This window comes from Paraburkholderia xenovorans, assembly GCF_046030735.1.
GTDB lineage: Bacteria > Pseudomonadota > Gammaproteobacteria > Burkholderiales > Burkholderiaceae > Paraburkholderia > Paraburkholderia xenovorans_A.
On sequence record NZ_JAQQBV010000011.1, the window covers coordinates 64,996 to 86,874 of the forward strand.

The window sequence follows — 21,879 nt, forward strand, 5'->3', positions numbered from 1 at the left end:
TGCCTGAGGCTGGGTTGCATCGCACAATCGGTTTCACTCTTATCTCCGGTGTCCCCCATGGCCTACGCTTCGCTCGCCACCGGCGTGCTGCTCGCCGCCGGCCTCGGGTCGCGCTTCGATCCCGACGGCCTGCACAACAAGCTGCTGGCGCGCATGCCCGACGGCACGCCGGTCGCTCATGAGGCGGCGCATCGGCTGCTGCGGATCGTCACGCGGGTGCTGGCCGTGGTCAGGCCCGGTTCGGACGCGCTCGCGCGACTGCTCAACGACGCCGGTTGCGACGTCGTGTTCACCGCCGACGCCGAGCGCGGAATGGGCGCAAGCCTCGCCGCCGGCATCGAGGCGAGCGACGATGCCGAAGGCTGGATCGTCGCGCTCGCCGACATGCCACGCATCGATATCGCGTCGATCGAAGCGGTCGCGCGTGCGCTCGACGGCGGCGCTTCGCTGGTCGCGCCGTTTTATCGGGGGCAGCGCGGCCATCCGGTCGGGTTCGGCATCGCGCACCGTGACGCGTTGCTCACACTCGACGGCGACGCGGGTGCACGTTCGCTGCTGATGTCGCAGAACGTGACACGGCTGGATGTCGACGATCCGGGGATTCTGCGCGATGTGGATACGCCGGATGATTTGCTGAAGATTTAGCCTGGTTTTTTGAGGTTGATGGCGCTATCGCCGCGCCGGAAACGACGCGCTTGATCCGCTTGATTCTTCGACATGTTTTGACGGATACTGTATATCCATACAGTATTTGTCCGCAGGGATGTCCGCCTTGGGCCACACGTCCGCGGCGCGTCAGCATGCAACAGATTCCGATCGAACCGTCCTTCCCCGCCTGGCGGCGCGCTGCGCGAACGCTGCTGTGGCAGCGTATCGAGCCGTCGCGGATCGCGTGGATCGAGACCGAAGGCGCAGCCGCTCAACCCGGCGACGGCTCCGCCCCACCCGCCGCGATTCCCCGCGAACTCCTGTGGCGCCTGAAAACGGCTGCCTGTTGCCGCGCGCCGGATCGCTGGGCATTGCTCTATCGCGTCTTATGGCGCTGGACGCATGGCGAACGCCACGTCGTCGATCTGCACGATCCCGACGGCGCGCTGCTCGATCAGCGCATCCAGACGGTCGAACGCGAAACCGACGCACTTGTGAAGCTCACGCTATTCAGGCGCCGCGATCCGTCGATGGGGGCGCCGGAGTTCGTCGGCTGGTATGAGCCGCAGCACGACCTGCTGGAGCGCGCCGCCGCCCGCTTCGTCGAACGCGTGGGCGATTCCCGCATGGGCGATTCCACATGGATGCTCGCAACGCCGCAGGGCGCGGCATTCTGGAACGGCATGCTGCTGCGCATCGGCCGGCCGGCGTCGGAGGAACTCACTCACGCGTCGCACGCATTGCCGGCCAGCGCGATGACCGGCGAGGCCATCACCAGCGAGCCTGCCGAAGCGCTCTGGCTGGCGTACTACGCAAATGCTTTCAATAGGGAGCCCGCGCCGGTGCCGGTGCGCTACTGGCGCATGCCGCCCGCGGGGCCGCCATTGCCCGCGCCGCTCGCGCGCGAGCGCAGCCGTCGCGGCGCGCAGAGTGGAGTCGTCACGATCCCGGTCGCACCGCCGGTCGAATATTCAGCGATGACCCCGCCGTTGCGCGAGCCCACGGGTGGGCTCGCCACCTGCCGGCGCTGCGCGTTGTGGCGCAATGCGAAGCAGGCGGTCGCGGGCATCGGGCCACCGCAAGCCGCGATCATGGTGGTCGGCGAACAGCCTGGCGAGCATGACAACCAGCATGGCACGCCCTTCACCGGACCGGCGGGTCAACTGCTCGACGAGGTGCTCGCGCGCGCCGGGCTGGAGCGCGAGGCGCTCTATCTCACCTATGCCGTCAAGCATTACAAGTGGGAAACGATCGGCCATCAGCGTGTCCACCGGACACCGGTGCGGCGCGAAGTCGAGGCTTGCGGATACTGGCTGGAACAGGAGCTGGCGCAGGTGGCGCCGCGGGTGGTCGTCACGCTCGGCGCGACCGCGCTGAAAGCGCTGACCGGCGCACACGTCAATCTGTCCGAATATCTCGGGCAAACCATCGCTCACGGCGGCCGTCTGATCGTGCCGAGCTGGCATCCGGCGTATGCGCTCAGAACCGCCGATGCACGGCTGCGCGACGACATCGTGGCGACGATCGTCGCGGCGTTCAGGCAGGCGGTGCGGTTGATGTCGGCATCCGCGGCGGCATCGGCGGCGTCAGCGGATTCATGAGCGCGTGCCTGGACGGCTCAATTGCTTTCGCGCAGCTAAGCGATGCCGAGCCCCACCGTCCAGCAGCCTCAACGCCATGGCGAAGGTGTGCCGATTCGGGAGCGGTTGAACCCGCATTAGTGAGCCTTTGCGGGAGGTCCGCGGTCAATGATCCCGTCAGGCACGCCGTTTGCGCCCTGCACACCCGCAGCGCAAATCGCGCCGATTCCGCCTAAGCTGAGGTGACGCCACCACTCGTGCACCGGACGCCGCCCGCGCGCCTCGACAACCACACCGACCCATGAGCGAAACCAGCCCTCGTCTTTTCATCGTCTCGCCCCATTTCGACGACGCTGTCTTCAGTTGCGGCGCGTTGCTCGCCGCGCATCCCGATGCGGCGGTCTGCACCGTGTTCGCCGCGCCGCCCGAGCAGACGATGCATACCGAGTGGGATCAGAAAGCCGGCTTCGACGACGCGCACCAGGCCATCCACGCACGCACGCTCGAAGACAACCGCGCGCTCGACGTGCTCGACGCGATCCCGCTGCGCATGCCGTTTCGCGACGGGCAGTACTTCGATTCGCCGTCGATCAGCAAGCTGGCCGCGGCGCTCGAAGAAACGATTTACCGGACCACCGCGAACACGCTGCTGATGCCGCTCGGGCTGCACCACGACGATCACGTAAGGGTGTTCGAAGCCTGCTGCGAAATCCTGCCGCGGCTTTCGCATCTGGAGTGGTTCGGCTACGAGGAAGCGATTCACCGGCGCACGCCGGGCGTCGTGCAGGCGCGGCTCGCCGACCTCGCGCAACGCGGCATCGTCGCGACGCCGGCACATCCGAGCGCGCACAACACGATCGACGTCCAGCGTCAGGTGCTGCTCAAACGCGAAGCGGTGAACGAGTACGAGAGCCAGTTGCGTGCTTTTGGCGCAGGGAATTACGACGACATCTTCGCCACCGAGCGTTACTGGCAGCTCAGCGTGGGACGTCGCGGGAGGAAGTAACAGCAGAAGTCGCCGCGCGTTGACCGCGCGTTGACGGACCGATCAGCAACGCGCGACGCGCTTTTCTTCAGACACACAACACGACGAGGTGACGCAATGAGCTACGACATGCATACCAGCCCGATTCCCGACCCGAACGCCGATCCGAACCGCGACCCGGAAGCCGACCCGCTGGTGCCGCCCTCGCCGGGCCATCACACCGAGGAGCCGCAGCGCCCCGATGGACCGCCGGACAAAGATCCGGTGTGAAAGCGGACAGTTCGGCAAGCGGGCCCGCAACCGTGAATCGGGCCGCCGCTCCATCTGCCCGCTATGCGCCGGTCAGCGCATCAATTCGCTGAAGCCTTGCAGCAAGCGGTCGATGTCGGCGGCGTGGATATTGCCCATCGTCGAGATGCGGAACAGTTCTGCCGACAAGCCGCCCTGTCCGGCATAGATGACAAAACCGCGCGCCTTCAGCGCATCGTGCAATTGCGGATACGACACGCCGTGCGGCAGACGATACGCGCGCAACACCACCGACGATTGCTCCGCCGGCAACACGCTGCCGATCCCGCGTTCCGCGAGACCCGCGCGCGCCTGCTCGGCGAGTGCCGCATAACGCGCGTGACGCGCTTGCCAGCCGCCTTCGTCGGCGATTTCGCGCAACGCTTCGACCAGCGCGTAATACGCATGCACCGACGGCGTGAACGGCGTATTGCGCTGATCCTGCAAACGCGCGAGACGGCCGAGGTCCAGGTAGTACGTGCGGCTCGCCGCCTGCACGAGCGCGGCGCGCCGCACCAGCACGAACGCTGCGCCCGGCACGCCATGCAGACATTTGTTCGCGGTCGCGGCGACGGCGTCGAGACTCGTGTCGGCGAAATCGATCGCTTCCGCGCCGAAGCTGCTCACGCCGTCCACCAGCAAGCGCAAACCACGCTCGCGGCACAGCGCGCCGAGCGTCTGCAGATCGTTGAGACGGCCCGTCGTGGTCTCGTGATGAATCACGGCGACGTGCGTGAAGGCCTTGTCCGCGTCGAGCCGTTCGGCGAGCTTCGCGAGATCCGGCGCCTGCATCCAGTCGTGTTTCAGCGACTCGTGCGCGATCCCGTACTGCGTGGCAATCTGCGAAATCCGCTCGCCGTACACGCCGTTTTCGATCACCAGCAACTTGCCGTTCTGCGGCACCAACGCCGCGATCATGCTTTCGACCGCCGCCGTGCCGGAGCCGGTCATCAGCACCGCTTGCCACTCGCCGGCGTCGAGGCCGTACAGATCGACCAGACGCGTGCGCGCTTCTTCCTGCAAATCGAAAAACTCGCTTTCGCGATGGCACAGATCCGTTTGCAACAGGCTGTGGCGGACGCGCTCGGTGAGCGTCACCGGGCCGGGGTTGAGCAGCAGCATGAGCGCTCCTTCAAGCGGCGCCGATGTGGCGCATCAAACGCGTCTTCACATCGGGCGGGGTAATGGTGGGACGCGGCAAGCCGTCCGGCGTGCCACGGCGGATCGTCAGACGCGCGAAACGCGGACCGTCCTGCGCGGACGCGGACGTCGATGCCGGCGCCGCGTCGAACAGCGCGTCGATCACGTTCAGGTCGTCGCTCTCTACCGCCGATGCGTAACCGCACGCGGCCGCGACACCCGCAAACGACACCTGCGACGACACCGTCGCCTGACCGCCTGTGGAATCGTGTGCGCCGTTGTCGAGCAGCACATGCGTGAGATTCGACCGACCGTACGCGCCGAGCGTCGCGAATGCGCCCATGCGCATCAGCGCGGCGCCGTCGCCGTCGAGCGCGACGACGTGCAGGTCCGGACGCGCCAACGCGAGACCGAGCGCGAACGGCGTCACGCAACCCATCGAGCCGACCATGTACAACTGGTTCGGACGGTCGTCGATCGCGTACAGCTCGCGGCCGCAGAAACCGGTCGACGCGAGCACCACCGTCGATTCGAGCGGCGTGTGCGCGATCACTTTTTGCAGCGCGTCGTGACGCGACGGCAGTTCGCCCGGCGCCACGTTGTTGAATTGCACGCGAGGCGCGTTCGGCACGCGGCGCGCGCCGTTGTCGGCTGCTTTCAGTTCGTACGGCGCGACGCTGCCCTTTTGCATCACGAGCGCATACGGGCGGCCGGTTTCATCCATGTGGGCGATCGCACGATCCAGCGCCGGGCCGATCGCGTCGGCTTCGGTCGGGAACGTTTCCCACGGAATGTCCATCGTGTCGAGCATCGCGGGCGTCACCGGACCCATCAGCGCGTGCTGCGGTTCGTCGGCGACGCCGGGTTGGCCGCGCCACGTGACGATCAGCAATTGCGGCAGACGGAAGGTCCATGTGAGCGACGTCAACGGGCTCACTGCGTTGCCGAGGCCGGAGTTCTGCATCATCGCGATGCCGCGGCGGCCGTTTTGCGCGCCGAGCGTGACGCCCGCGATCAACGCGACCGCGTCGCCTTCATTGGCCGCCGACACATAGTGCAGCGACTCGTCCTGCAACACGTAGTTGATGAACGGCGTCAGATATGAACACGGTACCCCTGCATACCAGTCGAAGCCGCGCTCGCGCGCCGCCTCGACAAACTGTGCTGCCTCGATCATCAAACGGCTCCGTTCGCTGCGCCCGTGGACGTGCCGACCGCTGCCGCGAACGGCGCCTGGCCGTGCGCGAAGTCGCCCGCGCGACGGAAGTCTTCGAGGTCGTTCACACCGCGCCAGTGGCCGTGTACGTATTGCACTTCGATCGCTTCACCGGCTTCGATCAGCGCGTTCAGCAGCGCCGGCATGTCGAGCGAATCGAAATCCGGACGCGCCTGCAGCTTGCCGAGCACCGCTTGCAGACGCTCGCGACCCGCTTCGCGCACGTTCAGCAGACCGACCCAGCGACCGTGCGGCGTTTGCGAAGCGATGGCGGACGTGGCGTCCTGCCCGCTCGACACATGACGCAACGTGACCTTGTTGCCGAACAGACCGCGGTCGTCGGCGGCCGAGCACCACGCAAAGTCGCGCACGCTGGCATTTTCCGCGTCGGTCAGCGACGAATCGACGACCACGCTGAACGCCGCTTCGCTCTCGACCAGGTCGCGCAGGATGTAGCTGCGGAACAGCAGATCGCCGTACGACACGACGGTGTCGCCCGCGACCTTATCGATTGCGCAGGCGAGCGAAGCGAGTTCGCCGGTTTGCGCGTGACGTTCGTTGACGACGAGCTTGATACCCGCGGTATCGATGGCATCCGCGCGATAACCGCCGACCACCGTGATGTCGTTGACGCCCTGCTTCTTGAACGCGTCGACGAGCCAGCGCAACAGCGGCTTGCCCGCGATCGGCAGCATGACTTTCGGACGGTCTTCCGTGACGGCTTCCAGACCCGCGCCGCGGCTCGCCGCGAGCACGACAGCCGCGCTTGCCGAGCGGCCGCTCGTCAGATAGCGGTCTTCGGCTTCCGAGTATTCGTCGGCGTCTTGCAGACGGAAAATTTCGTTGACCGCTGCGATGCTGTCTTCGACGTTCACGAGCGTTTCGCTCGAGTGAATTTCCTTCGCGACCGCCTGCATGGCCGACGTGGCTGCACGGATCAGATGGTTCGCCCAGATCACCGTGCTGATGCCGGCTTCGCGGAACACTTCAGTGGGCGTGCTGTAGTACTTGGTCGGCACGATGACGAGCGGGCCGCGGCCTGCCCATTCGCGGGCGAACTCGAGGATTTCGTCCGGGCGCGAGAGCTTCGAATGGATCAGGATCGCGTCCGCGCCGGCTTGCCGATAGGCTTCCGCGCGACGCAGTGCTTCGTCCATCCCCCAACCGGCGATCAGCGCTTCGACGCGCGCGACGATCGAGAAATTTTCATCGGACTGCGAGTCTTTACCGGCCTTGATCTTGCCGCAGAATTCGTCGATATCGGCGAGCGGTTGCGCTTCGCCGTTGATGAAGCTGTTTGTTTTGGGGAATTGCTTGTCTTCGATACAGACGCCGGCGATGCCGCGTTGTTCGAGCTTGCGCACGAGGCGGCGCACGTTGTTGAAGTTGCCGTAGCCGGTGTCGCCGTCGAGCAGGATCGGCAGATCGCTGGCGTCGGCCATGAATTCGAGGTTATCGACAACCTGGGTCCAGCTCGCTTCGTTGTTGTCGCGCACGCCGAATTGCGCGGAGATCGCGAGACCCGAACCCCAGATTGCCTTGAAGCCGGCTTCGCGGACGATGCGCGCGGACAGGCCGTTATGCGCCTCCATCATGAATTCGAGCTCGTTGCTGACGAGCATCTGGCGCAGGCGCGCGCTACGGGAGGCGGAAACGAATGCGGGTTCGCGGGCGTTCATGGTTTTGTTTGACTCCTGGTAATCCTGGCGACGGGCTGTTGATGCATTCTTTTTGCCCGGCTGACGGCTTGGAAAATGGCGACTATAGCCGAATTTATTTTTATTTGTCGTTTTGATGACTGAGGGTTTTTTGCTGCGTTTTGGTTATGTGCTGTTGCGTGGAAAAATGTGCTTTTTTTGTGTGGGGGATGCGATTGATTGGTTTGGGGTTTTTTGGCGTTTTGTGGGGGATTTTGGGGATGGGAGTGGTGGGTGGGGTTTGCGGTATGGGTTTTATGGGGCTTTTGGGTGCTGGCTCCTTACTACCAATTTGACCTCTCTCCGTCCTCATCGCAGATAGATATTTCCGTCTGCTGACGAATCCAACCAAATAGAAAAAACAAACCTTCGTATGCACTATCGATGCCGCTGTTCCGCCGTCCGGAATCGTGGCGCCGGATCTATAGAGTTCAGAGAAAATACTTTTTAGTTTTTTGCTTTCAATCGAATCGATAATTTTCTGCAGTTTCGCAACAGAAATTGAATACCCTTATTTTCGAGAAGACTTGAGCGTTTCGACCGAAGCGCAGCTTAATCCCAGCGTATCAACCCATTAAATCGGATTGGGCGCATATTGATATTTATTTAATTATGATTTTAAAACTCATCAAGAAATCCTTTTCCAGTCGGATATTTATCAAAAAAAACAATATCCGTTTTATTCTTAATTTCAAGTCCAAAAATTTTCACACCAGCTTCTTTCAACCTTAACCCATAGCCATATATTTCACTCTCCATGTCATCCAATAGTGAAAGCGCCATTCCATCAACCAATGCAACGTATTCATCAACAAGCGCCGCAAGCTCATCAGTAAATACATAGTCAACTATTTTCCCTCTAAAATAATGTGCAACTTTGGCATCAGGACTGTAATCTATTACCGCATATATCTCCCCGTCCTTTCCTATAATGCAATCAATCATCCCTATCCTCCACAGCTCTTGAACACATTAGATAGCTTGCCTTTGTTGGCATTAAATCTTTCAACACCACCGGGGTGTACCAAGCGGGTGTGGTTTGCACCTATTCTGCCCTTGGTAGGATTGTGAATAACATCGAAACCAGCGCCCCTCAAATCCTCCGAAGCGTCGTGACCTCTCGATGTTGCCGCAGCGACCTATCCAGCAGCACTCGACCGCTACACCTGCTTTGACCAAGCAGATTGCCAACTGCAATCGTAGCTGTAGCAAGTATGGCTGGACGAACGGAAGGGGCCGCATGAGCGCCCCTTCGTCTGTCCGGTTATGACCCAAGCTTCATTTTCATTGCGGTCCTGATTTCTTCGTCCATATGCAAATACTCATCCGGAGATTCCATCAAATCCACGCCGTGAAGATACATCACGCCCGACCATATACGTTCCTTATCAGAAGGAGGCAAATAGATTAGATTCTGTGCCTCTTCTTGCTGCATAACCGAATAAGCCCACCTATCGCCCTCTTCGCGCGACATTCGGCCAGCCAGTATTTCTTCGAACACGTGACGAACGGATTGGACATCGATTTCCATTTACCATTTCCCTGTGTACTGGCCGTTGCTGTCAAACTTGTAGTGCGTTTTGACTCCGTTACTCAATTCCGGCCTTAGCGGTTCGGGCCCACCGCGATCAGCTGGTCGCTGATGGGAATGATGCGATAGCGGCGCGTCACTGTCGTGCTGCTACGCGATACTCCCGACGCGCCATCTATTGCACGGTTTATGTAACCGCAGCAGCCCTTCATGCCCTGGAAACATATCGACCTGCGGCTCGGCGTGTCAACGTCTCGGTTGATTACATTCGGCAAAGCCTCACGCTCACCCTCGAATACGATGCTGCCGCCAAAGCGCGCGAACGCGTACAACGGACCATTGAACTCAAGGCCAAGAGTGACCAGTTGGGCAACGCATGGCTCGTGCAGGCAGTTGAACGCAGGCAACGCAAAAACAGTTCACGAAAAGAATCGATTGGCTGACGACATCATTATCGCCGAGTAGACGAATAAAGCGCCACTGACGCGACCCTCGTTTGGCATTCAAATGAGCTAAGCGCGTCCGTTTAAAAGCAATATAATCGAAGGCAACTGATTTTTATAACTACACTTCAAATTAACAAACTCCACGGAAACCGTCAATGTCTTCGCGACATCATCAGGCAAAGAGGAAAATCCAAAAACTTCCAAAAGCAAACATTCAGAATCGGAAATATTAAAACCCGTCACCCCACTTTCCGGATATCGAAGACCAAATAGACAATCAATCAGCGCATCCGCATTATTTCCAAAATACTTTGTAAATTTAAATAAATCCGCCATTCGCTCATAAAAATCCGAGATGCTCCTAACTCCCGACAGATCAGCTGTCACCTTGACCAGTTTCATTCCCCCCCCAAGATCGATCTCGATGAACAAATCGTAGTGATCGTGAGTGTAATATGCCTTCCCTGTCTTGGCATCATACACAATCCGTCTAGCACCATTACCGCCGACACCGGGAGTTTTCACCGTCCATTCCGTATATGGCCCACTGCCCTTCAAACCACAGTTCGCCCTCGCGCGGTCAGATCTACATCAATGCCTTTATATCTCTACTTCCTGTAACGAATATGAATCTGGAGTCGATCGTAAAAATCCTCTCCACGCCCACAACGCGTTGCAGAGACCACCAACCTCAATTTCCTCACAATAATCCTCATCAATTAACGAATAGATAACAGCTTTACCACCTTCTACCTTTACGCCCCAAGCCTCCCTGTCCCAACTCAACAAACCTGAACCTCCATTGACAACCAAATTTAATCTACTTATACCTTCATCAATCCAAGGAATTGTTTGAAGATAATTCCGCCCACCATCATCCATTAGAAGGCAAGACAGCGCACTGACGCCGTCATTATTAGTCAAATCCGATTCACAGAATGGCGTCAAACCGTTCGGCGAATTTATCCAAGAAAAAAATAATTTCATTTACCCCTTCAGTCCTAATATATTGGATACACCGTTATTCTGGGTATCAGCCATCCTCTGACCGCTACACCGCTAGGCGTTATACCATTCCACCTATTCCCTGTGACTGTTCGGTTTTCGTAGGCTGCGTCAACTTCAACCTTAATCCGATCAGTTGACCACGAATCAGGAAACATCGTTGAGACACCGCCGTTGTTGGTCTTTGGCAGGAACCTTCCAGGATTAGCTGAGTCAGCCACTTCGATTCGAGCTTCATAAACACCCTGCGCGTTCGGACGAGATCTGCTTCCAGGAATGACACGAACATCACCGGTAGCAGTCGAATGCCCTCCAACCACATTTCCATTTGGTTTCACTTCCGCACTGAAAATATGTCCATTGAAATCGATAGGTACTGCTACATTGCGGACATCCGTTGATGCCTGAAGATTCAGATATTCATCTGACGTACAGTTTGCCAACCCCTCCGGATCCCACCATTGCATCGGATCATGCACATACGCATGCGTCCTCAACCCACCCGCCAACCCAATCGGATCCCCACTCAAATACTGCCCCGTCTGCGGATCATAGTACCGCTGACAGTTATAGTGCAGCCCGCTTTCCTCATCGGCCCACTGCCCTGCAAACCGCAGTTCACACTCCAGCGTCTCGTCACCCGCCGTCAGGCACGTCGCAAGATACGGGTCATGCACCACGTGCCGCAGCATCTCCCGCATTCGCACGCTCGTGGTATCGCGTGCGGTCTCACCCCACAGCGAACTCCGTGCCCGCCATACCGCACGGCCCTCGCTGTTGTACATCGTATGCGGCGCGCCGTTCGGATCGCACGCAAGCGGGTACCACTCGCTCTCAGGCAGCGACGGTTCCCGTTCATAGCACAGCCGTTCCTGCGCCAGCACCGCATGACTACCCGGACCATAGTGCCAGCGCCGGATCTCGTTGCGCGCCCGCGTATCGCCCACCTCGCGCTCATACGAGCACCACTCCTCGACCAGCCGACTCCCCTGCCACAGGTAATCGATCCGACGCGGACGATGACGGCACGCCCCTTCACACTGCTTGCTGATGCGCCGGCCAAACGCGTCATAACGATAACGCCACCGCTCACCTTCAGGCGTAAGCACTTCGCGTAGCCGGTCGAACTCATCCCACGCAAAACGCCATAGCCGCGCCCGGAAACCGTTGCGTTGCACACAGCGCACGATCATGCGTCCGCGCCCGTCATACTGATAGCGGTTCGGACCGACCGCGATCAGCTGGTCGCGATGGAAATGATGCGATAGCGCGGCGTCACTGTCGTGCTGCTACGCGATACTCCCGACGCGCCATCTATTGCACGGGGTTTATGTAACCGCAGTAGCCCTTCATGCCTTGGGAACATATCGACCTGTGGCTCACGACGGCAGGATTCTTCAAAGCCGGCCAGCGCGTCTATGTCTCGGTTGACTACATCCGGCAAAGCCTCACGGTGACCCCCGAATACGATGAGGCCGCCAAGGCGCGCGAGCACGCGAAACGGACCATCGAACTCAAGGCCCAGAGTGACCAGCTGGGCAGCGCATGGCGCACACAGAAAGCCCAGCGAGCACAACGCAGAAACCGCTCCGCCCCGCTCACCTCGAGTTGCTGATCCAGCAGCAACCAATAACGAAGGGCTACGCAAGTGGCCCTTCGAGATGCCATTCGGGACTTACGGGCTCCAGGTGTACCGTCTATTTATAAGAATCCGGAATATTCTGAAACTGACGATCCCAGTCCCAATCTGCTGGCTTTTCTTTATTTTCAAACCACTTCTTACCATTCAAAATCCATTGATTACGTTTCCTTCTCGCACTTGCCGGCGTGCAGTCTTCGTAGCCAAATTCAGTGCCGCAACACGGACATATTTCCCATGTCGGCGTACTCCCATCCTCACCCCAAGGAGGCGAGGACAATCCATAACCACACACTCGACAATAGCAATCACTGTGCATTGTAGTAATCCAAATTACTCGGGAAGCCATGCTGCGCGGGATCGGGCCTGAACATCGTCTTTGGCGTGCCATTTGACGTCGTGACCGCAAATGTGTTGCTTCCCGGATCATAAAAAACAACCTCTCCGTTTGGTCTTATTTTCGTGAGCGTTCCTGATGGTGGTCCGCTAACAAAACTCTTCGTTCCTTCAACATATTGTTTGGCATTTTGAAATTCCGGAAACTCCGCTCCGTGTTTTTTCCAATGCCCATAAGCATTTTCCGCTGACGACTTCGACGATGTCGAAGTCCAGCAACTCAGCCCCCACGGATCAATCCACCCAAGCGGATTCGGCGCATACCGATAGACATTAAGCCCCCCTTCCAACCCAATCGGATCCCCACTCAAATACTGCCCCGTCTGCGGATCATAGTACCGCTGACAGTTATAGTGCAGCCCGCTTTCCTCATCGGCCCACTGCCCTGCAAACCGCAGTTCACACTCCAGCGTCTCGTCACCCGCCGTCAGGCACGTCGCAAGATACGGGTCATGCACCACGTGCCGCAGCATCTCCCGCATTCGCACGCTCGTGGTATCGCGTGCGGTCTCACCCCACAGCGAACTCCGTGCCCGCCATACCGCACGGCCCTCGCTGTTGTACATCGTATGCGGCGCGCCGTTCGGATCGCACGCAAGCGGGTACCACTCGCTCTCAGGCAGCGACGGTTCCCGTTCATAGCACAGCCGTTCCTGCGCCAGCACCGCATGACTACCCGGACCATAGTGCCAGCGCCGGATCTCGTTGCGCGCCCGCGTATCGCCCACCTCGCGCTCATACGAGCACCACTCCTCGACCAGCCGACTCCCCTGCCACAGGTAATCGATCCGACGCGGACGATGACGGCACGCCCCTTCACACTGCTTGCTGATGCGCCGGCCAAACGCGTCATAACGATAACGCCACCGCTCACCTTCAGGCGTAAGCACTTCGCGTAGCCGGTCGAACTCATCCCACGCAAAACGCCATAGCCGCGCCCGGAAACCGTTGCGTTGCACACAGCGCACGATCATGCGTCCGCGCCCGTCATACTGATAGCGGTTCGGACCGACCGCGATCAGCTGGTCGCGATGGAAATGATGCGATAGCGCGGCGTCACTGTCGTGCTGCTACGCGATACTCCCGACGCGCCATCTATTGCACGGGGTTTATGTAACCGCAGTAGCCCTTCATGCCTTGGGAACATATCGACCTGTGGCTCACGACGGCAGGATTCTTCAAAGCCGGCCAGCGCGTCTATGTCTCGGTTGACTACATCCGGCAAAGCCTCACGGTGACCCCCGAATACGATGAGGCCGCCAAGGCGCGCGAGCACGCGAAACGGACCATCGAACTCAAGGCCCAGAGTGACCAGCTGGGCAGCGCATGGCGCACACAGAAAGCCCAGCGAGCACAACGCAGAAACCGCTCCGCCCCGCTCACCTCGAGTTGCTGATCCAGCAGCAACCAATAACGAAGGGCTACGCAAGTGGCCCTTCGAGATGCCATTCGGGACTTACGGGCTCCAGGTGTACCGTCTATTTATAAGAATCCGGAATATTCTGAAACTGACGATCCCAGTCCCAATCTGCTGGCTTTTCTTTATTTTCAAACCACTTCTTACCATTCAAAATCCATTGATTACGTTTCCTTCTCGCACTTGCCGGCGTGCAGTCTTCGTAGCCAAATTCAGTGCCGCAACACGGACATATTTCCCATGTCGGCGTACTCCCATCCTCACCCCAAGGAGGCGAGGACAATCCATAACCACACACTCGACAATAGCAATCACTGTGCATTGTAGTAATCCAAATTACTCGGGAAGCCATGCTGCGCGGGATCGGGCCTGAACATCGTCTTTGGCGTGCCATTTGACGTCGTGACCGCAAATGTGTTGCTTCCCGGATCATAAAAAACAACCTCTCCGTTTGGTCTTATTTTCGTGAGCGTTCCTGATGGTGGTCCGCTAACAAAACTCTTCGTTCCTTCAACATATTGTTTGGCATTTTGAAATTCCGGAAACTCCGCTCCGTGTTTTTTCCAATGCCCATAAGCATTTTCCGCTGACGACTTCGACGATGTCGAAGTCCAGCAACTCAGCCCCCACGGATCAATCCACCCAAGCGGATTCGGCGCATACCGATAGACATTAAGCCCCCCTTCCAACCCAATCGGATCCCCACTCAAATACTGCCCCGTCTGCGGATCATAGTACCGCTGACAGTTATAGTGCAGCCCGCTTTCCTCATCGGCCCACTGCCCTGCAAACCGCAGTTCACACTCCAGCGTCTCGTCACCCGCCGTCAGGCACGCCGCAAGATACGGGTCATGCACCACATGCCGCAACATCTCCCGCATTCGCACGCTCGTGGTATCGCGTGCGGTCTCACCCCACAGCGAACTCCGTGCCCGCCATACCGCGCGGCCCTCGCTGTTGTACATCGTATGCGGCGCGCCGTTCGGATCGCACGCAAGCGGGTACCACTCGCTCTCAGGCAGCGACGGTTCCCGCTCATAGCACAGCCGTTCCTGCGCCAGCACCGCATGACTACCCGGACGATAGTGCCAGCGCCGGATCTCGTTGTGCGCCCGCGTATCGCCCGCCTCGCGCTCATACGAGCACCATTCCTCGACCAGCCGGCTACCCTGCCACAGGTAATCGATCCGACGCGGACGATGACGGCACACCCCTTCACACTGCTTGCTGATGCGCCGGCCAAACGCGTCATAACGATAACGCCACCGCTCACCTTCAGGCGTAAGCACCTCGCGTAACCGGTCGAACTCATCCCACGCAAAACGCCATAGTCGAGCCCGGAAACCGTTGCGTTGCACACAGCGCACGATCATCCGTCCGCGCCCGTCATACTGATAGCGGTTCGGACCGACCGCGATCAGCTGGTCGCGATGGAAATGATGCGATAGCGGCGCGTCACTGTCGTGCTGCTGTCCCGCAATGTGGCCAAGACTGTCGTATTCATAGCGCTCGGTCCGGCCAGGTATCCGTCCTCCATCACGTCCCACGTGATGCTGTACCTCGACAATCTGACCACGAGAGTCATAGCGCCATTCACTGGCCGACTGCGGCACGCCCGATCGCATCTCCCGAAAACCGACACATTGCCCCGCCGCATCCCATCCGTACTGCCGCGACACCTGCTGTCCCACGGATTCCGGCAACTCGCCCTGCATCCATGGCTGCGCACAGATCGTCTGCGACTCCAAACGACGCATCGGATCGTAGCCCTGATGCTGCACAAAGCCGTCCGGCCGCAACATCGCCAACTCAGGCTGCCGTGCCACACGTTCGGCATCCGGCCGGTAACGCCGCGAAGTCTCCTGACCACCCAGGCCATAAGCAAAATCGAACCGATGGCCATTGCTTTCCAGCGTCTCCAATTGCCCAGCCGCATCGTACTGCCACCGGCTTTGACCACTCTGCGTCTCCATCGATACGGGCCGGCCGACCGCGTCATATCCATACCGCAAGCGCCGACCGTGCTGACTTTCGCTCACCAGCCGATGCGCGTCGTCGTACTCCAGTTGCACATCATTGTCCGGCTGCCACTGGTCGCCGGCGTCCTTCTCCCAAACCCGTGCCCCGATCAGCCGTCCAGGCCCATCCCACACGAACGTGTGACGCTGCCGCTCGCCGGTAATCGACACCGGTTGGTCGAACTCATCGTAGTCGTAGCGTAGCGTCGCGCCATCGGGCTGGTGTTTCGTCACCACCTGACCCAGCGCGTTGCGCTCGTAGCGGGTGCATCGTCCGCTCCAGTCGGTTTGCGCGATCAGTTGACCCGCGGCGTCGCGCTCCAATGCCCAATGCTGACCGGCGGCGTTGGTGATGCCAGTCAAACGCGCGGCGCCGTCGTGGTGGTAGCGGGTCACCGCGCGGGCCGCGTCCGTTACGCTTGCCAGCAGGTCGAACGCTCCCCACGCGTAGTGCGTGCTATGACCGAGCGGATCGATTACTTCGGATACCCTACCTTCTCGATCGTAATGCCGTTGGTTCACACTGCCGTCGGCGTACTCGACATGGCTGAGCGCCTCGCAAGGGTTGTCCGGACCCGACGCGTAGGTGTAGCGAGTGCTATGGCCCGCTGTATCGGTATGACTAATCAAACGGCCGAAGCGATCATGACTAAAATGCGTCTTTCGTCCCAGTGGATCGGCCCATACCGTCGGGCAACCGGATGCGTCATATTCCCAACGCTGGACGCTCCCGTCCATGCCGATGCGATGTGTCGCATGACCCTCCGCGCTATAGCGCCAGCGAGTCTCCCCGGCTGGCGTCCGGAACGCGACCACATTGCCTTCGGCGTTGTAGTGCCACCGCAACGTGCCATTGCTATCCTGCTGCTCCAGTAGCTGACCGGCGTCGCTCCACCGGTAGCGACATTTCCGACCGTGCCAGTCGGCGAACTGCAGCAGCCGGCCTCGGGCGTCGTGATCGTAGCGGCTGGTTCGTCCACGCGGATCGACGCGACTGCTGACCCAGCCATACTGGTCATAGGCCACCTGCGTGATGCGCCCCAACGGATCGCGCGAGCGGATCAGACGGTCTTCCGCGTCGAACCAGCGTTCATGCCGGTGCCCAAGCGCATCGATATAGGTCGCGCGCCGCTCGTTATCGTGGTATTCGAAACGGTCGTCGTACAGCGCGGTATTGGTACGCGTCGCAATCACCCGGCCTCGCTCGTCGTACTCGAGCTCGACCGACGTCGATCCGCTGTCGCGCCAATGATTCAGCCAGCCGTCGTTCGTGTAACCGAAGTGGAACTCGCCGTGGAAGCGGCTATGTAAGTCGATCAATCGAGGATGCCGACGATCGAAACGATAGCTGACAAGTGGGTCCTTGCCACCCGCGTGCTCCGACACGCTTTGCAGCAGACCGTTCGCATCGCAATTCACCCACACGGTAAAGCCGGCGCTATGTTTTACCTGGCACAGACGGCCGAGCGCGTTGTAGACGAAGTCGATCGCGTTACCGTTGCGGTCTTCGATGCGGCTCAGGCGCGCGGTGTCGGCTTGCGCACCCGCCGGCTCGAAAATCAGAGACTGTTGACTCCGTTCATCGAAAATCACCGCTCGCCGACGATTCCCCCGTAGCACGTAGTGAGGCGCCCACAAATTGAACGCATGGAACTGTTCATGCGGGATCGGATAAACTAGTTGCTGACCGTCGGCATCAAAAAAAGTCACCGTCGGCGGGCCTTTGCCATCGCCGGGTTGCCGGTACGCCAGACGCTGCGACCAGTTGCAGATCCAGCGATCACCCAATAGGCCGTCCACCAGTTGTCGCCCGGCATAGACGCGGCTCAACGTCAGCGGCAATACATGCGGCCAGGTGAAGTCGGTTCGGTAGTCTGCATAATCGCCGGTCGCCATGTCGACCGGTTCGCCCAACAACTCTCGCAACTTGCCATCGAGCAGTCCGCCTTCCTTCGTGGCGGAGCGCATCATGACGACATCGACTGTCGTCATGAACAGTTGCTCGAGAACGGAAACGTTGGCGTCGATCTTGCCGTAAGTGCCCGTGGTCAGATCGGCGCTGATAGTCGCGCAACCCTCCTGAATGACGGCCGAGCACGTGATCTTGTGACCGATGCGAGCAAGCGGCAAGCCGTTGACCGAAATCGTGTTGCTCCCTTGCGCGATCTGCGGCGCCGGCATGCCTGGGTCCTTGCTGCATATCACGGGATCGGTGACCCGTGCTACTGGCTTGCCTTCGAAAGAGACGTTGTGCGAGCCGTCCGCAATCTGCCCCGTTACCGTTCCCGTGTTGCCGACACCGGTAGCGACGGCTGCCCCCACGAATCCGCCAATTGCGCCTGCCACGAAGCCAACGACGGCGGGACCGGCTGCGGCAAGGACCGCTGCCGCAGCGCCTCCGGTTGCCACGATCGCGGCAATCGCGATACCGACAAGCAGAGCCGCCGCAAGCCCCGCTAATGCACCGGCGAACGCATTCTCATGAACGATTTTGTGACCGACACGCGCCGGGGCCTTGCCGGGTTTGGCGACGGTCGGCAGCCCCATTTTGTTGAGCACCTGAGTGACAGGCCGATCTGCTCCGACTGCGTTGGCAAGTGCCGCACCCAGCATCGCGCCGCCGAGCGGCGCAATGACACGCCCCGCAAAACACGCGAGCGTGCCTTCCGACCATGCTGCCGTTCCAGCCGCTGCGACCTGCGCGGCATTGATCGCGGTGCCCGCTTCGGAAATGTTGTTGACGGTTTCCGCGTTGCTGTCTCGCGCGGCCAATGCAGCCAGCTTCTGCTGCGGCCCCGTCGTCGCACTACCTTGCCCACCACCCATAGCGTCAAGCCCGCCGGTGAAAAATTTTTGAAAATGGAGTTGACGCAGGCGACGTACTACGCCGGAGTGTTTTCTCTACGATGAAATCTGAAGCCGCTCAGCGCCGCGACAATGTCCCGACGAACCTGCGGTGGCAACTGGCCTGGACTCGTGTAGGTCAAAGTGAGAACGGTGGGCGCATCGAGAATGATCAACGCGAGGTGGTGGACCGGCAGACCGTCCCGCCTCCACGTAAACGCCAGGCTATGGCCCGGACGTTCGTCGACGCGACACGGCGCGTCGTACTGCATTTGCAGATCGGTCAATTCGCGCCTGAACCTCGACTTCTGTACGTCGACGTAATCCGCGAATTCGCTGCCGTAGGGCAAATCGTCCCGCGTCAGGACCAGATTCGAGCCCGTTACTTCGGGAATAGCCGGCAGCAGTGCGTGAACAGTACGGTCATGCCAGTTTCCTGGCAGATCCAGGTAACCTTCGTTCATCAGATAACGCATGTGTTTTCTTCTACTCGACGAAATTGGAATGCACGCGCGCCTTGGGTTTCGCTCAAACGCGCGCGCATGTCTGAGCACTTCGATTCCCTCACCCCTGACCCGGATTGATGTTCACGTGGGTGGGGCCGGAGATCACGATATTGCCGTCCGCTTTCATGTGAATCGTGCTGCTGCCGACTTCGAAAATGATCTCCGTCGTCGCCTTGAGGCGAATTCTTCCCTGCTGGGATTCAAGCTGAATATCGCCGATGCTGCCCGCGCCGCCCTTTGACGGCCCGGTGGTAGTCAGCGTGGTGTCGCCGCCGATTGTCTGTTTTTGCATTCCGCCGATCGTCACGGTCTCGTTCTGTCCAATCCGTTTAGTGCGATCGTTACCTACGTTGTGGGCCTCATCATGTTTGACGGTGCTGTTCATGTCTTTCTCGGCCTGCAACATGAACTCTTCGGCGCCCTGTTTATCGTCGAATCGAATCCCGCTGTAATTCGCTTTGCCGCCCTTCATCGAACGACTGATGATTCCGCTTTGTGTCGCATTGCCAGGCAGATCCCAAGGCGGCATCGAATACGCATTAAAAACGCGCCCCGTCACAAGCGGCCGGTCTGGATCGCCATTCACGAAATCGACGATCACTTCCTGCCCCACGCGCGGGATGTTCACGCCGCCGAAGCTGCTGCCCGCCCATGGATACGACACGCGCACCCAGCACGACGAGTTCTGATCCGTCACGCCCGACCGGTCCCAATGGAAGCTCAGCTTCACGCGGCCATACTGGTCGGTCCATATTTCCTGCCCGGGCGGCCCCGTCACGATCGCCGTCTGCGGCCCGCTTGTGCGCGGCTTCGGATATCGCGCGCGCGATGGACGAAACACCGTTGTTGCCGGTTGCACCACGAACGCGCTATGGATCGAGTACTTGCCGGAGCCGTTCGCGTCACCGATCTCCGTCGCCGAGAACGACGCGCTCATCACCAGATACTCCTGGTTCGCCGCCTGATACGGATAGCCATTGAGCTGAAAGGTCGTGCCGCACACCACGTCGCGCAGATTGCCGCTACCCGACGCACGCTCGCCATGCGCACGCACTTCTTCCATACGCAACCGGGCGAATTGTTCGCCATGCCGCGGGTCGGTGTAATCGCCCGGCCATTCATAGCGCTCGAAATCGTTGTGTGCTGTCTCCTGCGGCAGTTCGCTCTGCGCGACCAGACGTGAACGAGGTTTCTTGAAGTCGTAGTCGCCCGTCGTCCAGCGACCCGCCTGGAGCGCGCCGCCGGTATCGAACGCGTGGATATGTTCCTGATCGATCTTGTGGCCCGGCGGGTAGTACCACAAGGTCTGGTAAGCGACGCTCTCGACGGGCTTGTGTGCGCCAAGTTGATCCACCAGCACCATCCGGTGGAACGTATCCGAGTGTTCAAAGAACCAGTAGATGCCGTATTCGGCCATCAATCGCTGAATAAAGTAGAAGTCCGTTTCGCCATACTGGACCTGATAGTCCAGCACCGGATAAGAGCTGCTCAGACGCAAATCGTACGAGTACATGTATTGACCCAATACGCTCTCGATGATCTCCACGACTGTCTTACGCTGGAATATCCGGAAATCCGACCTCTGATCGGCCAGCCAGATCCACGGCTTGAGCACCAGTTGATAATGACTCTGCCGGTCCGACTGATTGACGTAGCGGGCCTCCGTCACCACGCCGCTGATCTCGCGCGTGCCCGCTCCGATGTTGGCCGTACCCGCGCCCCCTTCGATGCCTGCCACAAACGTCCCCATCCCTTCCAACTGGATCGTGACGGTCAACTCCTTGCCGACCATCGATTTCAGATCGAGATTGGCCGCATCCGCCGCGGGACTATCGCGCGGTGTGCGGCACGCCAACGTGTAGGTGTAGATTTCCGACAGGGTTTCCTCGCCTGATATACCGGTCAATTCGAGAGATGGTTCGCCAATCGACGACACCGGCAGTGCCGGGCCGCTCATCGTTATGGTGCGATTTTTTACAAACGTCAGCATGACTAAACTAACTCCGTAATTTCTGAACTGATATCTCAGGGATCTTCAACGAGAATTTCCCGGTGCGAGTGGCGATCGGGATAGCGACTCGCAGATTGCGTGTTTCGTCGTGATAGCTCCAGCTAACCGCAACGAAAAGACTTCACCTTTCCCGTGATTCGCGCAGTTGCCTCCGTGACGCAGACCGTTTGCGCCGCTTGACGCTCCGAACCATTTCCCCAGTCGCGTTGCGCTCCTATCTGGCAAGCACGATCACGCTGCGTTATCCATTTTGAAACCCGCTTTTCCAGACGAGCCTTGCACGAAAACGAGTCCGTCTTACTCGATATCGCACGCTGCAAATCCTGCTCGGCGACAAGCCGATCGCGCCACGCGCAGAAGTTCATACTGGTTTGACTGGCGTCGCAATTCGCGAGTAGCGCGGCCACCTCGCTGGCGTTCAATCCGCTGCGGCTGACTATTTCGTCAACTACATTTGTGGTCGCCGCATGAAGCGATGCGCAAACAAATCCGGCGAGGAGGAAAGCCATTGA

Annotated in this window: 18 protein-coding genes and 2 pseudogenes; 6 read left to right on the forward strand and 14 right to left on the reverse strand. The window is 59.7% G+C overall.

The features are described from left to right. Positions 1–57 precede the first annotated feature (57 nt). The 4 genes from PQQ51_RS12890 (at position 58) to PQQ51_RS12905 (ending at position 3,483) form a co-directional block, all read left to right on the forward strand. Positions 58–645, forward strand: coding sequence for a nucleotidyltransferase family protein (locus PQQ51_RS12890; RefSeq protein WP_408497173.1), 588 nt, complete (start codon positions 58–60; stop codon positions 643–645). 155 nt (positions 646–800) lie between these two features. Beyond that, complete coding sequence (locus PQQ51_RS12895; protein WP_408497174.1) at positions 801–2,249, forward strand: UdgX family uracil-DNA binding protein; 1,449 nt, start codon at positions 801–803, stop codon at positions 2,247–2,249. A gap of 280 nt (positions 2,250–2,529) precedes the next feature. Next, the gene (locus PQQ51_RS12900) at positions 2,530–3,234 is read left to right on the forward strand and encodes a PIG-L family deacetylase (RefSeq protein WP_408497175.1); all 705 of its coding nucleotides are present in this window, start codon (positions 2,530–2,532) and stop codon (positions 3,232–3,234) included. A gap of 108 nt (positions 3,235–3,342) precedes the next feature. After that, positions 3,343–3,483, forward strand: a complete 141-nt coding sequence (locus PQQ51_RS12905; protein WP_165924003.1) for a hypothetical protein — start codon at positions 3,343–3,345, stop codon at positions 3,481–3,483. A 72-nt stretch (positions 3,484–3,555) separates the two neighbouring features. On the opposite strand, the gene PQQ51_RS12910 is transcribed toward PQQ51_RS12905, so the two are convergent. The 9 genes and pseudogenes from PQQ51_RS12910 to PQQ51_RS12950 all read right to left on the reverse strand — a co-directional run. Continuing rightward, positions 3,556–4,623 (reverse strand): 2-aminoethylphosphonate aminotransferase, encoded by a 1,068-nt coding sequence (locus tag PQQ51_RS12910; RefSeq protein ID WP_408497176.1) that lies wholly within the window; start codon positions 4,621–4,623, stop codon positions 3,556–3,558. A 10-nt stretch (positions 4,624–4,633) separates the two neighbouring features. Then, positions 4,634–5,818: a phosphonopyruvate decarboxylase gene (gene aepY / locus PQQ51_RS12915; RefSeq protein WP_408497177.1), complete on the reverse strand. Its 1,185-nt coding sequence runs from the start codon at positions 5,816–5,818 to the stop codon at positions 4,634–4,636. Then, on the reverse strand, positions 5,818–7,536 hold the full coding sequence (aepX, locus tag PQQ51_RS12920) for a phosphoenolpyruvate mutase (RefSeq protein ID WP_408497178.1): 1,719 nt from the start codon (positions 7,534–7,536) through the stop codon (positions 5,818–5,820). The genes aepY and aepX overlap by 1 nt, the downstream gene beginning before the upstream one ends. A gap of 636 nt (positions 7,537–8,172) precedes the next feature. After that, positions 8,173–8,499 (reverse strand): hypothetical protein, encoded by a 327-nt coding sequence (locus PQQ51_RS12925; RefSeq protein ID WP_408497179.1) that lies wholly within the window; start codon positions 8,497–8,499, stop codon positions 8,173–8,175. A 319-nt stretch (positions 8,500–8,818) separates the two neighbouring features. After that, positions 8,819–9,085, reverse strand: a complete 267-nt coding sequence (locus PQQ51_RS12930; RefSeq protein WP_408497180.1) for a YxzC family protein — start codon at positions 9,083–9,085, stop codon at positions 8,819–8,821. A gap of 512 nt (positions 9,086–9,597) precedes the next feature. Then, positions 9,598–10,089: a barstar family protein gene (locus PQQ51_RS12935; RefSeq protein ID WP_408497181.1), complete on the reverse strand. Its 492-nt coding sequence runs from the start codon at positions 10,087–10,089 to the stop codon at positions 9,598–9,600. Between the two features lie 42 nt (positions 10,090–10,131). Continuing rightward, on the reverse strand, positions 10,132–10,518 hold the full coding sequence (locus tag PQQ51_RS12940; protein WP_408497182.1) for a hypothetical protein: 387 nt from the start codon (positions 10,516–10,518) through the stop codon (positions 10,132–10,134). Between the two features lie 14 nt (positions 10,519–10,532). After that, entirely contained in the window at positions 10,533–11,003 is a 471-nt protein-coding gene (locus PQQ51_RS12945; protein ID WP_408497287.1) for an EndoU domain-containing protein, read from the reverse strand. Then, positions 10,977–11,825, reverse strand: a pseudogene (locus PQQ51_RS12950) (RHS repeat domain-containing protein); the annotation flags it as partial. The gene PQQ51_RS12945 and the pseudogene PQQ51_RS12950, both read right to left, overlap by 27 nt. 62 nt (positions 11,826–11,887) lie before the next feature. Between PQQ51_RS12950 and PQQ51_RS12955 the strand changes: the two are divergent. After that, entirely contained in the window at positions 11,888–12,151 is a 264-nt protein-coding gene (locus PQQ51_RS12955) for a hypothetical protein (protein ID WP_408497183.1), read from the forward strand. Positions 12,152–12,483: 332 nt separating this feature from the next. Here PQQ51_RS12955 and PQQ51_RS12960 read toward each other — a convergent pair whose 3' ends face one another. Further along, a complete protein-coding gene (locus tag PQQ51_RS12960; RefSeq protein ID WP_459252346.1) occupies positions 12,484–13,545 on the reverse strand; it encodes an RHS repeat-associated core domain-containing protein in 1,062 nt (353 codons plus the stop codon). A 158-nt stretch (positions 13,546–13,703) separates the two neighbouring features. On the opposite strand from PQQ51_RS12960, the gene PQQ51_RS12965 reads away from it, so the two are divergent. Then, on the forward strand, positions 13,704–13,967 hold the full coding sequence (locus PQQ51_RS12965) for a hypothetical protein (RefSeq protein ID WP_408497183.1): 264 nt from the start codon (positions 13,704–13,706) through the stop codon (positions 13,965–13,967). Positions 13,968–14,299: 332 nt separating this feature from the next. Here PQQ51_RS12965 and PQQ51_RS12970 read toward each other — a convergent pair whose 3' ends face one another. The 4 genes and pseudogenes from PQQ51_RS12970 to PQQ51_RS12985 all read right to left on the reverse strand — a co-directional run bounded on the left by PQQ51_RS12970 (position 14,300) and on the right by PQQ51_RS12985 (position 21,876). Continuing rightward, complete coding sequence (locus PQQ51_RS12970; protein WP_408497184.1) at positions 14,300–18,832, reverse strand: RHS repeat-associated core domain-containing protein; 4,533 nt, start codon at positions 18,830–18,832, stop codon at positions 14,300–14,302. A 56-nt stretch (positions 18,833–18,888) separates the two neighbouring features. Continuing rightward, complete coding sequence (locus tag PQQ51_RS12975) at positions 18,889–19,326, reverse strand: DUF1795 domain-containing protein (protein WP_408497185.1); 438 nt, start codon at positions 19,324–19,326, stop codon at positions 18,889–18,891. Positions 19,327–19,579: 253 nt separating this feature from the next. Continuing rightward, positions 19,580–21,346 (reverse strand): annotated as a pseudogene (gene tssI, locus PQQ51_RS12980) (type VI secretion system tip protein TssI/VgrG); the annotation flags it as partial. Between the two features lie 122 nt (positions 21,347–21,468). Further along, complete coding sequence (locus tag PQQ51_RS12985; RefSeq protein WP_408497186.1) at positions 21,469–21,876, reverse strand: lysozyme inhibitor LprI family protein; 408 nt, start codon at positions 21,874–21,876, stop codon at positions 21,469–21,471. Positions 21,877–21,879 lie beyond the last annotated feature (3 nt).